The 12,676-nt window shown below is 43.9% G+C and carries 14 protein-coding genes and 1 pseudogene; 9 read left to right on the top strand and 6 right to left on the bottom strand.

What is annotated here, in order from left to right; all coding sequences use genetic code 11:
* Positions 1-870 carry a cation diffusion facilitator family transporter gene (locus MKX80_RS03630; RefSeq protein WP_154999083.1) on the bottom strand — a complete coding sequence of 290 codons (870 nt, stop codon included), beginning with the start codon at positions 868-870 and terminating at the stop codon, positions 1-3.
* Between the two features lie 448 nt (positions 871-1,318).
* Between MKX80_RS03630 and MKX80_RS03625 the strand changes: the two are divergent.
* Both MKX80_RS03625 and MKX80_RS03620 read left to right on the top strand, forming a co-directional pair.
* Positions 1,319-1,663 (top strand): annotated as a pseudogene (locus tag MKX80_RS03625) (DUF4064 domain-containing protein); the annotation flags it as partial.
* Positions 1,664-1,738: 75 nt separating this feature from the next.
* Positions 1,739-2,239, top strand: coding sequence for a DUF4352 domain-containing protein (locus tag MKX80_RS03620; protein WP_025810309.1), 501 nt, complete (start codon positions 1,739-1,741; stop codon positions 2,237-2,239).
* Positions 2,240-2,275: 36 nt separating this feature from the next.
* Here the strand turns inward: MKX80_RS03620 and MKX80_RS03615 are convergent, their stop codons facing one another.
* The gene (locus MKX80_RS03615; RefSeq protein ID WP_268342593.1) at positions 2,276-3,283 is read right to left on the bottom strand and encodes an acyltransferase family protein; all 1,008 of its coding nucleotides are present in this window, start codon (positions 3,281-3,283) and stop codon (positions 2,276-2,278) included.
* 274 nt (positions 3,284-3,557) lie between these two features.
* Here MKX80_RS03615 and MKX80_RS03610 point away from each other — a divergent pair, with 274 nt between their 5' ends.
* Positions 3,558-5,099 (top strand): multicopper oxidase, encoded by a 1,542-nt coding sequence (locus tag MKX80_RS03610; protein ID WP_268342592.1) that lies wholly within the window; start codon positions 3,558-3,560, stop codon positions 5,097-5,099.
* 108 nt (positions 5,100-5,207) lie between these two features.
* The gene (locus tag MKX80_RS03605; RefSeq protein ID WP_268342591.1) at positions 5,208-6,080 is read left to right on the top strand and encodes an AraC family transcriptional regulator; all 873 of its coding nucleotides are present in this window, start codon (positions 5,208-5,210) and stop codon (positions 6,078-6,080) included.
* 43 nt (positions 6,081-6,123) lie between these two features.
* Here MKX80_RS03605 and MKX80_RS03600 read toward each other — a convergent pair whose 3' ends face one another.
* Both MKX80_RS03600 and lepB read right to left on the bottom strand, forming a co-directional pair.
* Entirely contained in the window at positions 6,124-6,768 is a 645-nt protein-coding gene (locus MKX80_RS03600) for an SDR family oxidoreductase (RefSeq protein WP_154999089.1), read from the bottom strand.
* Between the two features lie 575 nt (positions 6,769-7,343).
* Entirely contained in the window at positions 7,344-7,892 is a 549-nt protein-coding gene (lepB, locus tag MKX80_RS03595; RefSeq protein WP_043928125.1) for a signal peptidase I, read from the bottom strand.
* Positions 7,893-8,335: 443 nt separating this feature from the next.
* On the opposite strand from lepB, the gene MKX80_RS03590 reads away from it, so the two are divergent.
* From MKX80_RS03590 to MKX80_RS03580, 3 genes are all read left to right on the top strand, one after another.
* Positions 8,336-8,464, top strand: a complete 129-nt coding sequence (locus MKX80_RS03590; protein WP_268314161.1) for a hypothetical protein — start codon at positions 8,336-8,338, stop codon at positions 8,462-8,464.
* A 123-nt stretch (positions 8,465-8,587) separates the two neighbouring features.
* The gene (locus MKX80_RS03585) at positions 8,588-8,890 is read left to right on the top strand and encodes a small nuclear ribonucleoprotein (RefSeq protein ID WP_154999091.1); all 303 of its coding nucleotides are present in this window, start codon (positions 8,588-8,590) and stop codon (positions 8,888-8,890) included.
* An 81-nt stretch (positions 8,891-8,971) separates the two neighbouring features.
* Complete coding sequence (locus tag MKX80_RS03580; protein WP_182069138.1) at positions 8,972-9,964, top strand: DUF4003 domain-containing protein; 993 nt, start codon at positions 8,972-8,974, stop codon at positions 9,962-9,964.
* A gap of 48 nt (positions 9,965-10,012) precedes the next feature.
* Here the strand turns inward: MKX80_RS03580 and MKX80_RS03575 are convergent, their stop codons facing one another.
* Entirely contained in the window at positions 10,013-11,032 is a 1,020-nt protein-coding gene (locus tag MKX80_RS03575; protein ID WP_268311022.1) for a hypothetical protein, read from the bottom strand.
* 56 nt (positions 11,033-11,088) lie between these two features.
* On the bottom strand, positions 11,089-11,469 hold the full coding sequence (locus tag MKX80_RS03570) for an RlpA-like double-psi beta-barrel domain-containing protein (protein WP_339227961.1): 381 nt from the start codon (positions 11,467-11,469) through the stop codon (positions 11,089-11,091).
* A gap of 192 nt (positions 11,470-11,661) precedes the next feature.
* Here MKX80_RS03570 and MKX80_RS03565 point away from each other — a divergent pair, with 192 nt between their 5' ends.
* Positions 11,662-12,063, top strand: coding sequence for a hypothetical protein (locus MKX80_RS03565; RefSeq protein WP_234113150.1), 402 nt, complete (start codon positions 11,662-11,664; stop codon positions 12,061-12,063).
* Positions 12,060-12,626 carry a hypothetical protein gene (locus tag MKX80_RS03560; RefSeq protein WP_268326497.1) on the top strand — a complete coding sequence of 189 codons (567 nt, stop codon included), beginning with the start codon at positions 12,060-12,062 and terminating at the stop codon, positions 12,624-12,626. Before MKX80_RS03565 ends, MKX80_RS03560 begins: the two co-directional genes overlap by 4 nt.
* The last annotated feature ends 50 nt before the right edge of the window (positions 12,627-12,676 follow it).

Here is a 12,676-nt window from a genome sequence, read left to right as displayed (position 1 = left end):
TTATTCCTCAGAAGGCTCTATGTGAACATGGGAATGAACGATAGAGTGCTCCTCCTGCATTCTTCTCTCAATTTCATCGGCGATATCATGGCTTTCTGCAATGTTGAGATCGGACCTCACTTCCACGATGATTTCCACGTGGATGGCGCTGCCCAAATAACGCGCTTTTACATCTTTGATTTTGCCGACGCCGGGAACTTTCCGGATCGTTTCTTTATACGTTGAAATATGTTTAATATCGAATCCGTCCGTCAAAGAATGGGCTGCCTCTTTAAAAATCCCCCAAGCCGTTTTGCAGATGATTAATCCGATGATAAACGCGGCTGCCGTATCGACCCAAGCAAGGTTAAATTGCGAAGCAAAGATGCCTGCGAACGTTCCGATGCTGACATAGGCATCTGATTTATTATCGGCGGCTGCTGCATAGAGAGCATGGCTGTTCACCTTTTTTGCCAGCCTTTTATTGTAGAGGAAAACCATAAACATCACGATGGCACTGCCTGCAGCCGTCCAGCCCGCAATCATGTCGGGTGTCGTTTCTTTCGGATTAAACAGCATTTCGCCTGAGCTGTACAGCACTTCAAGCCCGACCACCATCATAATAAATGAAGCGATCATCGAGGCGATCGTCTCAGCGCGGAAATGTCCGTACGGATGGTCTTCATCAGGCGGCTTCTGAGAAATCCTGAGGCCGATCAGCACCGCTAATGAGGCGATAATATCGGTTGTATTGTTCAGTCCGTCGGCTCTGAGGGCTTCGGAGTGAAATGCAAGCCCGACGGCCAATTTCACGGCCGACAGCACAAGGTAAGCGATGATGCTGACCCAAGCCCCGGTTTCACCTTTTTTTAATTCATCATACCGTTCCATAAAAAGCTTCCTTTCCCATCCGTGTTTTCGCTTTTAATCATACAAAGCAAAACTTGAGTGAGTCTATAGAAACATGATTCACTTCTTGCAGAAATATAGTCAGAGTAGAACTTTTTTTATTTAAGGAAACAAATTTCAGTTGGGTCAAAACCGGTAAAACCCGCTTTATATAAGGATTTTGCGAAAACCTTAATTTATTCACGCTGGATAGAATTAAAGGACGGTATCTTCTTTCTGAATATTTTTTCTTTAGAGTTCCTGCACTATTCTTCTAAAAAACATTAAACAAACCTGAAATTTAAACGATATTAAAAAAGTCGAAAATAGTCCTTTAAGCTCTTATGATATAACTTAATAGTAAAATAGTCACAAAAATATATGGACTTTTTTCCTTTTTTGGATTATTATGTTTTAGACATTATTACATAGATTATGAGGGGGACATTACATGTCAGAACAAACAAATCTTCAAGCCCCAGTCAAACGTACAGCAGAATTTGTACTGGGATTACTAGGCGGTATTTTCGGGATTTTTGCAGGATTTTCAGGTTTATTATTCGGAGGGTTAGGCGCCGCTTTAGAAGCGGATGGCGCCGGAGAAGTTATCGGATCATCCTGGGCGGTTATTTTGCTGTCTGCACTGGCCATCGTCGGTGCATGTATCGTAAAAAAACATACTAAATTAGCGGGTACTTTTTATATCGCGGCTGCAATAGGAGGAACTGTCGGCGTCAGCCTGGCATATATCGTTCCGCTTATCCTGCTTTTAATCGGCGGATGTAAAGCATTGTTCAGCGGCGAGAATAAAGGCCTTGTCTTTAAAAAATGGTGGTTCTATGTCACGATTATTGGATCCATCGTATTCGTCATGATATTCGCTTCAAGCGGCTCTTCTTCTCAAGAAAGCAAATCGTCCGGTAGCAGTGCAAAGACGACAGCCGCAAAAACTAGCGAAGAAAAAAGCAATGACGATGCCAAAGAAGAAAAAACTGAATTTGGTTTAAATGAAACAGCTGATCTGGATGGCACCCAAATCACAGTGACCAACGTTAAAAAATCGATGGGCAATAAATTTATCAAACCAAAAAAAGGTAATGAATATGTGATTGTAACAGTTAACATAGAAAATAAAAGCGATAAAGATATTTCTTACAACCCGCTTGATTTTCAAATTCAAAACGAAGATGGACAAATTACGCATAATACTTATGCACTTTCAGATGATAACCAATTATCATCTGGAAATCTGACAAAAGACGGTAAGGTTTCTGGAACTATCGCTTTTCAGACAAAAAAGAGCAAAACATATAAAGTTATTTTCACTTCTAATTTTTGGAATGATGAAAAAATCACTTTTAACCTTCAATAATTCAAAAAAACTTGCAAAGTCTCTTTTGCAAGTTTTTTAATTGCATTTCTTCCGCCCAAGCACGATCGGATAACGGTTCAATAAAAAGATGCAAGGCACCATAACAAGCAATGTCATACCGGTGTAAAGCGCGCTCCATAACAGGGAACCGTATGTCTCATCAAGGGAAACCTGGGTAAAGTAGTAGACGACGGCTTTCAGCATCCTGATGACCGGGTAGTGCAGTACGAGAATGATCAGCGAGTTTTTCCCGAGGAATTGGAGTAGCTTCATTTTTTCGAGTTTAAAACTGCTGAAAATGACGCCTGCCGTTCCCAGAAATGAGGTCAGATAAAAGACCGCCATGTTTCCGTACTCATTGGCCCTCATATCCACTCTGACGTTCAGGGTCTGTAAAAAGCCGACCGCGATGAATAAGAGAAACGCTGGCAGCAGCGTTCTTCCGTCTCTCATCTCCCTCAGGCTATTTCTCGACAGAAAACCGGCCGAATAAAATACGATGGCGGTCAAGGCCACTTCAATATTCCACGGCAGCTTGATGCCCACAAATTGATCATTCAAATAGCCCGAGGCGGCCGACACCATTACGGCAATGACGATAAACAGCCTTCCTTTCCCCCATCTCTTCACGATAAAAAAAAGCATTTCAACGATGAATAAGCATGTTAAAAACCAGAGCGCAGGGTTGTGTGTCAGCATGTAGTCATCAGGCATCGAATAAAAAATGCCTTTAAACGGTACAACCGGATCAACATCCGAACTCCCCGTAAACGTAAAATGCCTCTCGACGAGAACCCAGAATAAATAGGCAAGGACGGAGAAAATGAAGTACGGCAAAAGAAGCGTCTTTATTTTTTTAAAAAGAAATGATGTAAAAGTCATCTTCCAATCATGGTAAACGAGGCCGGACAGAAAGAAAAACAGCGGCATATGAAATGCGAAAATGAACGTTTTCAGCCAATCCGGCGTCGGTGTATGGCCCAACACGACCAGTATAATTCCCACGCCCTTCGAAACATCAATCCACTCTATTCTTTTCTGCAATACGGGTATCTCCTTTCAGACCGCTTCGCCCCATAAGAAAGGGTTTACACATAATGTATCATCATCCCCGCCTTTCTTCCTCCGCGAACCACGCCTCAAGGCGATTTTTAATCGTTAGGAAATATTCTGTTCATCTTCTTGTCATGATCGATTCTTTTTTTTAACATTCTCAGCACAAATCACATTTCTTATTCTCATCATGAGGAACCAGACCATGCAACCCGTCTTATAATGTAATGATCTTTTCATTAGAACAAAAGAGGACAGGTGAAACATGAAACTTGAAAAATTCGTTGACAAACTCCCCATTCCGAAAGTGCTTAAACCCCACAGCAAAAGCAAGGAAATGACCTATTATGAAGTCACCATGAAAGAATTTCAGCAGCAGCTCCACCGCGATCTGCCGCCGACCCGGCTGTTTGGATATAACGAGGTCTATCCCGGCCCCACCTTTGAAGTGCAAAAACACGAAAAAGTCGCGGTCAAATGGTTGAATAAGCTTCCGGATCATCATTTTCTCCCCGTTGACCATACAATTCATGACGACGGCCATCATGAACATGAAGTCAAAACGGTCGTTCATTTGCATGGAGGCCGGACACCGCCTGATAGCGACGGTTACCCGGAAGCCTGGTACACTAAAGATTTTCAAGTCAAAGGCCCTTTTTTTGAAAGGGAGGTGTATGAATATCCGAATGAGCAGGATGCTACAGCTCTCTGGTATCACGATCATGCAATGGCCATCACAAGGCTGAATGTATATGCGGGGCTTGTCGGTTTATATTTTATTCGCGACAGGGAAGAGCGGTCATTGAACTTACCGAAGGGAGAATACGAAATCCCGCTCTTGATTCAGGATAAGTCATTTCATGAAGATGGTTCATTGTTTTATCCGCGGCAGCCTGACAACCCTTCGCCGGATCTTCCGGACCCGTCGATTGTTCCAGCTTTTTGCGGTGATACCATTTTAGTCAACGGCAAGGTATGGCCTTTTGCTGAACTGGAACCCCGAAAATACCGGTTTCGGATACTGAACGCCTCCAATACGAGAATCTTTGAACTGTATTTCAATCATGACATCACATGTCATCAAATCGGCACGGACGGCGGTCTTCTGCAGCATCCGGTCAAAGTCAATGAACTGGTGATCGCGCCGGCTGAAAGGTGCGATATCATCGTCGATTTTTCACGAGCAGAAGGAAAAACCTTAACATTGAAAAACCGGATCGGCTGCGGCGGACAAGACGCAGATCCCGATACAGATGCCGACATTATGCAATTCCGCATCTCAAAGCCATTGAAGCAAAAAGATACAAGTTCATTGCCGAGAATATTAAGAAAACGCCCATTTTACCGAAGACACAAGATCAATGCCCTTAGAAATCTGTCATTGGGCGCGGCCGTTGACCAATATGGAAGACCTGTTCTGCTTTTAAACAACACAAAGTGGCATGAACCGGTAACTGAAACTCCCGCACTCGGCAGCACTGAGATTTGGTCGATCATCAATGCCGGAAGGGCGATCCATCCGATTCATTTACATCTTGTTCAATTTTTGATTCTCGACCACCGGCCGTTTGATATCGAGCGATATCAGGAAAACGGAGAACTTGTCTTTACGGGTCCGGCAGTTCCTCCGGCACCGAATGAAAAAGGGCTGAAAGACACCGTCAAAGTACCCCCGGGCTCTGTGACGCGCATTATCGCCACCTTTGCGCCGTACAGCGGCAGATATGTTTGGCACTGCCACATCCTTGAGCACGAAGATTACGATATGATGCGCCCTCTTGAAGTGACAGATTTTCGTCATCAATAAGAAAAAGCCTCCGCATTTGGAGGCTTTTAAAAAAGCACAAATCATCAAAAAAACCATCGCTTGATCCTGTACAATAGGATCATCAAATCGTAAAGGCTGTGGATGAATATGAATGATTACGAAAGAATTCAAAACGCGGTTCATTTTATCGAAGAACACCTTCAAAACGATTTAAACATAACAGATATTGCGGCAAAGTCGTGTTTCTCCCCGTTTCATTTTCAAAGGCTTTTTCAGGCGATCTCCGGTTTTTCCGTTTATCAATACATTCGCAACCGGCGTCTGTCTGAAGCTGCGCTTCTGCTTGAGAAAACAGACCGCTCCATACTCGACATTGCAATCAATTTCGGCTATGGCTCACAGGAAGCTTTCAGCAGGGCTTTCTCACAGTACTTCGGCATCACTCCGGCCAAGTACCGCAAAGCGAAGGTCAAGCTTGATTTTCAATCCAAAATTAATTTCCTCGAATATAAAGAAAGGATGCCTGGAGATCTGAACATCCCAAAGCCGCACATCACTCATTTAAACGACATACATATGATCGGATATGAGTACCGGACAAATTTAAACGATGAAAAGTATTTCGAAGATATCCCGGCATTCTACAACGATTTCGGCAGAAATGGATACTTTATGCAAATTCCTCAAAAAACGGCTCCGAGTATGTGTTACGGGCTGTCATGCCGCTTCCGGGATGACGGAGGTTTCTCATTTATCATCGGGGAGTCCGTTCGCGAAACCGCAGCCGGAGAAGTACCGGAGCCGCTTATGTATACGAAAATTCCCGGCGGCAAATACGCCGTATTTCATGTGAACGGCTCGACCGAATCAGTGCAGAACACAAGAAGATACATCTATGGATCATGGCTGATGAATACCAATTACGAGAGAACTGAAGGACCGGACTTTGAAGTGACTGATGTGTGCCGTTCCGTACCGCCGAACGGGATGAAGATGACCATCTATATCCCGCTTCTGTAAAAACGCCGGGGAACCTTCTGACCACAGGTTCCCCAAATCACTTTTATATCGATTTAAGCGCCTCGGCGGGCGTTTGATCTCCCGAAACCAAATCGAACGAACGCCGGAATGTGTGCTCCTCGGTGAGCGCCGCCAAGATAGTATCAGCCACATCTTCACGCGGAATCGTTCCGCGCTCAAGATTTTCCGCGGCTTTCACACGGCCTGTGCCCGGTTCGTTTAACAGGCCTCCCGGACGAATAATCGTGTAATTTAATTCGCTGCCTTCAAGCATCCGGTCCGCATAATGTTTGGCGACATAATACGGCTTTAACGCTTCATTCCAATTTTCACGGCGGTGTGCCTGCAATGTGCTGACCATAATAAAACGGCGAATGCCCGCTTTTTCGGCGGCTTCGATCGTTTTAACCGCACCATCCAAGTCCACCAAAAGCGTTTTGTCGGCCCCCGTTTTGCCGCCTGAGCCGGCGGTAAAGACAATCGCGTCGCAGCCCTTCGCCGCTTCTGCGATGCTTTCCACGGTGCCTTCTAAATTAGCGAGCGCGGTTTCTGTTCCCGATTGTTTCAAAGCTTGCGCCTGCTCTTCGTTTCTCACCATTGCTCTGACTTGATGTTCGCCGCTCTCATTCAAGCTTTTCGTCAAGCGGCGCCCGATTTGTCCGTTCGCCCCAACTACAAACACTTTCATCTGCTTATCCTCCTTGTTGTCCAGTTTCTTTTTTCATTATTTCACTGTACAGACAATTGTTCAAACCGCCCGCTCACCAAAATGTGCGAATGCTAAAAAGGCTTCCCATTCTCACTGTAGGCAGCCTCTCAGATTGTTGACAGACTTTTATAATCTGCCCCATTTTTATCCAATTCATTCTGTTTTCTGGCGATGAGGACCTTTTCAAGTCAAGTTCGCCGGATTTTTGAGATTTTGGCAGCAAAAACGTTAAACGTAAATTCGCCTTTTCTCCGCGGGCCGAAAATAACCAACCTCTCCCTTATTCGAAAAAAACTCGCGCTGAAGCCACTTTTTGTGTTTTTGTCTAACAAGCTGACAGTCCGGATTTTTATATCCGGACTGTTTATGGTTGAAGCCAAAAGTATGTTGCCAGTGCCAATAAAAGCAAATAAAGGCCGGCAATGAAACGAAACACCCCTTTTTTTTTCGAAAAAAGGAGGGTTGATTAATATGACAATAATAGTGGGCGCTTGGTGACTTTGCCGACAAACAAAAAGACTTCCCATTCGTATCATGGGAAGCCTTTTTGTTTTCTATTCTATTCCGCCGATCTCATTGAAAGGAAAATAACGAAATTCAACTTTTCCGACAACAGAGTCCATTGTGATAAATCCGAAAAAACGGCTGTCTTTGCTGTTTTGACGGTTATCCCCCATCACGAACAAGTGATCTTCCGGCACCTTTTGTTCACCGGTTAATTTCTCCAGTGTGAAATTATCGGTCAAATGTTCATGAAGCGTCAGCTTTTGTTTGTTTTTCTTTAAATAAGGTTCATCGTATGCTTTTCCGTTTATATAAAGGACATCATCCTTCATTTTGATCGTATCTCCCGGGAGCCCGATCACCCTTTTCACATAGTTTTCATCCGAATCAGGCGCGTGAAAAATAATTTTATCAAAGCGCTGAATATCGCTGATTTTACTAACCATGACCATGTTGCCGTCCTCTAAAGTCGGATACATTGAATCTCCCAAAACGGTTGACGGCGTAAACAGAAAATAGCGGCAAATCATCACAAGCGCTGCGGCTATGACAAGTGTTTTCACCCACGATAAGATCTCTTTTTTTCTACTATTTTTCATAAGTACTCTCCTTCACTTCTGGATCGTTTCATCGGCATTCCGCTCCTTCTATCATATCAGGCCGTCCGTCTGAATGCTTTCCGCAAGCACCGGCAGGCGCAGCCGTAAAAAAATGGTTTGATACATATAATATTAGCGGTTGAAACGAAAAATCCTTTATTCAATGTTGAATTTTGTCAGTTGATCTGCTTGATGTACAGCACAGCAAACCATTATAAATGCCCAGGCAAATCGCCTCTCTTTATAATACATTATCATATCATGAGTCAAAGGCGGTGATTGCCTCAAAATGAGCAGCTACGAAGAGTACTATGACAATTACGATCCATACAGCCCTGAGCGGGAAAAAGAAAGACAGTCAAGGAAAGCGCGGCGTTCGGCGGATACTAATAAAACAGATAAAACGAATAAAACGGAGAAAACAGACAAAACGGAGAAAACGAATGAAACTGAGAAAACGGACAAAACCCGCAGCTCTGACGATGACCGGTTCAAATGCAGAAAAAGAAAGTGTTTTTCTGATGACGATGACGACCGTTTCAAGTGCCGCAGAAAAAAATGCTAACCATTGATTTTTAAAGCCGATTCATATATGATAATCGGCTTTTTTACATATATCACGGCTTTACCGCTCTAAACTGGAACATTCATCCATCGGGTGAATACCATGAATCTAAAAGGAGATGGAAAGGAATATGAATGTTCCGAAAGATGCCGTTTGCTCGATGCCCCATGACCATCAAAGGTCTTTGCACGATTTATGCCGCAAATACATGCACTATCACGTCGTGCTGAAAATGAAGGACGGCCGTTCCGTTCACGGCATCCTTGAAGGGATGAACCGTCAGGAAGCATCTGTCCTCGTTCCCGAAGACGTGACAGATGAAAGGCAGTTTTACGGTGGATACGGATATCCGCGGCGACGATTCCGGCGGTTCAGGAGAAGGATCTTCCCGTTTATTATTATTGCTGCGCTGTATCCTTTTCCATATTATTAGGTTGATGCCAAAACCATGAAACTTATTTCCCTTTGCTTCGTATATACAAAAACGACGCAAACCGAGGAAGGAGACAGATAAATGGCATCTGCTAAACTGCAGCAGCGGTTGGATCAATATAAAGCAATTTACTCTGAGTTAAAAAGCGAATTAAAATGGAAAGTCACAGATCAGCGGACATTAATGATGATTGCTTCCATGTATGTCGTCAACAAGCGGCCTTTTGATAAAGAACGGTTTATAACGCTGAGTGAGGCTGTCAAACAGGCCGCCGGTACATTTTCGCCGTTAAGGTCGTCCCATCGCTATACATTCGCCGCTATGTTTGACGTGCGCTTCGAAGAACCTGAAACGCATATCAGACCTTTTTTCATCCTTTATGAAAAAATGACCGGCAACGGATTTAAAAAAAGTATTTTCACCTATTTGTCCGCTCTTATCCTTTTGACAAAATATCCTGATGAGCATGATCATGAAGGGAAAATCAATCGGGCTTTGTCTATTTACAAAGGAATGAAGGACAAGCACAGCTTTTTAACATCTGCCGGCGACTACCCGCTCGCCGTGCTCTTGGCTGGTTCAAGCATGGAAACAGGTGAACTGATTGACTATATCGAAGCGTTTTACCAAAAGCTTAACCAAGCGGGTTTTCGCAAAGGGAACGATTTGCAGTTTCTCAGCCACATCCTCTCGCTTATGCCGGAGCGGGATTCCGATCAGCTTGTCGCCCGCTCCCTCCGGATATACGATGAATTGACAAAAAAGCATAAAAGACCGAAGCCTGTCCATTACCCGGAAATCGGACTGCTTGCGTTGCTTGAGAACAGTGAAAAAGACATAGATGCCATCACAATCATGGCAGGCGCATTGAACAGCGATAAACTGTTCAGGTGGCAGAAAGACATGAATCTGAAAACGGCCGTCAACTTATACATGAGCGAAAAAACGGAAGATCCGGCGCTTCTGGAAACAGGACTTTATCAAACGCTTGAAGCCGTTATCCAAGCACAGCAGACGGCAGCAATCGCCATTATGACGAGCTCGGCTGCAGCGTCTCAGGCAAATGGCTCATGATAAAAAGAAATCAGCCGGCACAGTTTGTTTGTGCCGGCTGATGATCGTTTATTCGTCAATGACGGTAAAGGTGTTGATGATCCCGTTTGTTTTTTCCCAGGCTTTGCTCACTTTTTTCGTATCCATATCATACGAATAAATCGTTCTCACCCTTGCTTCGCTCCCCGTTTCATCTTCAAGCAGCTTCGCATCTTTTGCTTCAGCGAGAAAGTAAAGTTTTTTCCCGTCTTTCGAGAATTGCGGCTGTGCTGAGTCGACTAATGAAAATGCCCGCTGATCTGAAATGATCGCTTTATATTTCTTCGTTTCGGCATCCATCGCATAAATCGCCTTCTGATCATCAGCCGATTCTGTAAAGACGATCGTTTTTCCATCCGGCGAGATGGCCGTGTCATTGATAAATTTTGCGATCGTTCTCACCTTTTCCTGACCTTTCACATCCGCCAGGGAAATGTTCATATTTGTCGGTTCGGGCGGTACTCCTTTGCTGTTCGCCTCATCGGTTTTTTGATAGTCTTCTTTCAATGAATAATGCAGTATAACGAATCGATTGTTAGCTTTGTTGTACTGATAGTAGCTGACGCTTTCGTCCTTGTTCTTTAACGATGGATAGATGACGTGAAACGCCTTTTGTTTTAAATCAAATGAAGCGAGGTGAAAATTCCTCTCCTCCGCAAGGTTATATCTCATGAACAGCTTCGAACCGTCCGCCGATAGACTGAGCCCGTCGACATATTCATCTCCTGAATATAGGGTTGTTTTTTTGCCCGACTGTAAATCCAGCCTGATCAAATGCTTCACATTGCTATTATCGGTGTTCGTATAATAAAGAATGCGTTTTTTCCGGTCTAATGCCATAGCCGGGTAATCCGTCATCTTTTCTTCATACAGCTTATTTTGATTTTCGTAGTAAGCGGTCATCAGCTTCTGATCGGTTATCGATACGAGCAGATCTGAACCGCCGCTTTTTGCCGGCTCCGCTTTTTCCGGGACGAAATAGCGGACGGCCGCAAATGCGCCTGCGGCTAAAACGACTGCCGCCAACAAAAACACCAAAACTTTTTTCATATTCGACCCCGCCAATTGAAAGAAGCAAGAAAACGATTTTTCTTGCTTCATTTCTCCTATTTTTTATATGTATAATGTCCGGCGACCTTTCCTTTGCTTGTCGGAAATCCCAAAGCTCTAAAAGCTTTCGGGCTTACATCCAAAACAGCGCCCGGCATTCTGCCGACATCATATTTATAGACTGTAATGACTTTGTTTGGTTTTGCTTTAGAATAGGCTCTTATTTTTGTGCCTTTTCTCGGAACATCGAAGCCCATCTTTGTGGCGCAGTCCCAATGGCCGAGCCTTTTGCCGTCAGCGCCGACTTTGCCTACGCCGTTGTACCAAGTGATGTAGCCGCTGACTTTTTTCGTTTTAGCACTCGCTTCACCGGCAAAATTGAATGCCAATATCAAGCTGCCTGCCAAAACAAAAACAGAAAAAAGTATCTTCTTCATATAAAAGTATCCTCCGTGAATGGGATTTTTTTCTGACATTCAAATTATACCTTTTTTCATAGAAATGGTATTTTACAGTTTGTTTACGTTTAAAATGCAATTATTACGCCCGGTTTTCTACCAAACTATTATGAATAGATGACACCTTTGCCCGGATCGTTCGTATATAAAAGAGAAACCAAAATGAATAGGATGATCACAGTGAAAAAATCGAAACTGATCTCGTTATCCGCGGCTGCGATGCTTTTCGCCGTTCCCTTATCAGGATGTTCATCATCCGCTTCAGACCGTTCACAGGAGGTCGCAGAAGACCAATCCATTCAAAAATACGATCTCGTATGGTTTGATTACGTGAATGACAGCGAATCCGACAAAGCACCTTTACTGAAAGCATCATACGTGAAAAATGGGAAAGAAAAGACGGAGACTTTCAAAAAATATGTGGAAAATGTGGAAAATGTCGAACAGCCTTATATTAAAATCCGCGATCATGAAGCCTTCATCTACCGTCCCCCATACATCAAATATGACCAGGAGCCGCTTGAGGGCGTCGTCAAAGATAAAGTGGAACAAAAAAGCAGTGATGAACAATGAAGAAAAAAAGCGCTCCTCTTATTTTAATCATGGCGCTGTCTCTCTTGCTGCCTTTTGCTCAAGCAGAGGCAACAGGCAGCAATGGAACATCCGGAGCCAATGCTTCGAGTTCCTCGGCTAATAACAGCTCTCTAAAAACACGTCCGGGTTCAGTCAACCAGAGAATGCGCAGTTATATGAATCAGTCTGCGAGCCGACAATATTTAAACAAGAGCAGTCAGTTCAACGCTATCCAGCGGACTTTGCCGTCGAATGCCCTGTACAAAGGAAGCATCAAGCGGACACTCAATCAAAATCCTGCTGGATCAACCTTTTTGAATTACTACTTTCCATACTGGATGATCTTCCACGGAGGCGGATATACAGCAGAACAAAAAAACATCCTCCGCACCGCAGGAATCAAAGAAAAAGCGCTCTCTGAACGAAAAGAAAAAAGATATTGGCTGTTGATTGAAGATCAAAAAGGAAAAGAACATGCCGTCCTCGTCTCGAAAAAACAGTATGACAGCATTCAAAAAGGGGACCGGATTGAAGTGCGCCGCAAACAGATCACCAAAAAATAGCTGAAACAAGTGCCGGTCATCATCATGATGCCGGCTTTTCTCATCATGTC

The sequence above is a fragment of the Bacillus sp. FSL K6-0972 genome (genome assembly GCF_037976035.1).
GTDB classification, from domain to species: Bacteria; Bacillota; Bacilli; order Bacillales; family Bacillaceae; genus Bacillus; species Bacillus haynesii.
The sequence above is the reverse complement of the archived record's forward strand: the minus strand, read 5'-3'. Positions and strand labels throughout refer to the sequence as shown.

Bases quoted from the DNA above. Each gene is read 5' to 3' on its own strand.
- MKX80_RS03630 (WP_154999083.1), bottom strand. From the start codon at position 870: ATGGAACGGTATGATGAATTAAAAAAAGGTGAAACCGGGGCTTGGGTC.
- MKX80_RS03620 (WP_025810309.1), top strand. From the start codon at position 1,739: ATGATATTCGCTTCAAGCGGCTCTTCTTCTCAAGAAAGCAAATCGTCC.
- MKX80_RS03610 (WP_268342592.1), top strand. From the start codon at position 3,558: ATGAAACTTGAAAAATTCGTTGACAAACTCCCCATTCCGAAAGTGCTT.
- MKX80_RS03605 (WP_268342591.1), top strand. From the start codon at position 5,208: ATGAATGATTACGAAAGAATTCAAAACGCGGTTCATTTTATCGAAGAA.
- MKX80_RS03600 (WP_154999089.1), bottom strand. From the start codon at position 6,768: ATGAAAGTGTTTGTAGTTGGGGCGAACGGACAAATCGGGCGCCGCTTG.
- lepB (WP_043928125.1), bottom strand. From the start codon at position 7,892: ATGAAAAATAGTAGAAAAAAAGAGATCTTATCGTGGGTGAAAACACTT.
- MKX80_RS03590 (WP_268314161.1), top strand. From the start codon at position 8,336: ATGAAACTGAGAAAACGGACAAAACCCGCAGCTCTGACGATGACCGGT.
- MKX80_RS03585 (WP_154999091.1), top strand. From the start codon at position 8,588: ATGAATGTTCCGAAAGATGCCGTTTGCTCGATGCCCCATGACCATCAA.
- MKX80_RS03580 (WP_182069138.1), top strand. From the start codon at position 8,972: ATGGCATCTGCTAAACTGCAGCAGCGGTTGGATCAATATAAAGCAATT.
- MKX80_RS03575 (WP_268311022.1), bottom strand. From the start codon at position 11,032: ATGAAAAAAGTTTTGGTGTTTTTGTTGGCGGCAGTCGTTTTAGCCGCA.
- MKX80_RS03570 (WP_339227961.1), bottom strand. From the start codon at position 11,469: ATGAAGAAGATACTTTTTTCTGTTTTTGTTTTGGCAGGCAGCTTGATA.
- MKX80_RS03565 (WP_234113150.1), top strand. From the start codon at position 11,662: ATGATCACAGTGAAAAAATCGAAACTGATCTCGTTATCCGCGGCTGCG.
- MKX80_RS03560 (WP_268326497.1), top strand. From the start codon at position 12,060: ATGAAGAAAAAAAGCGCTCCTCTTATTTTAATCATGGCGCTGTCTCTC.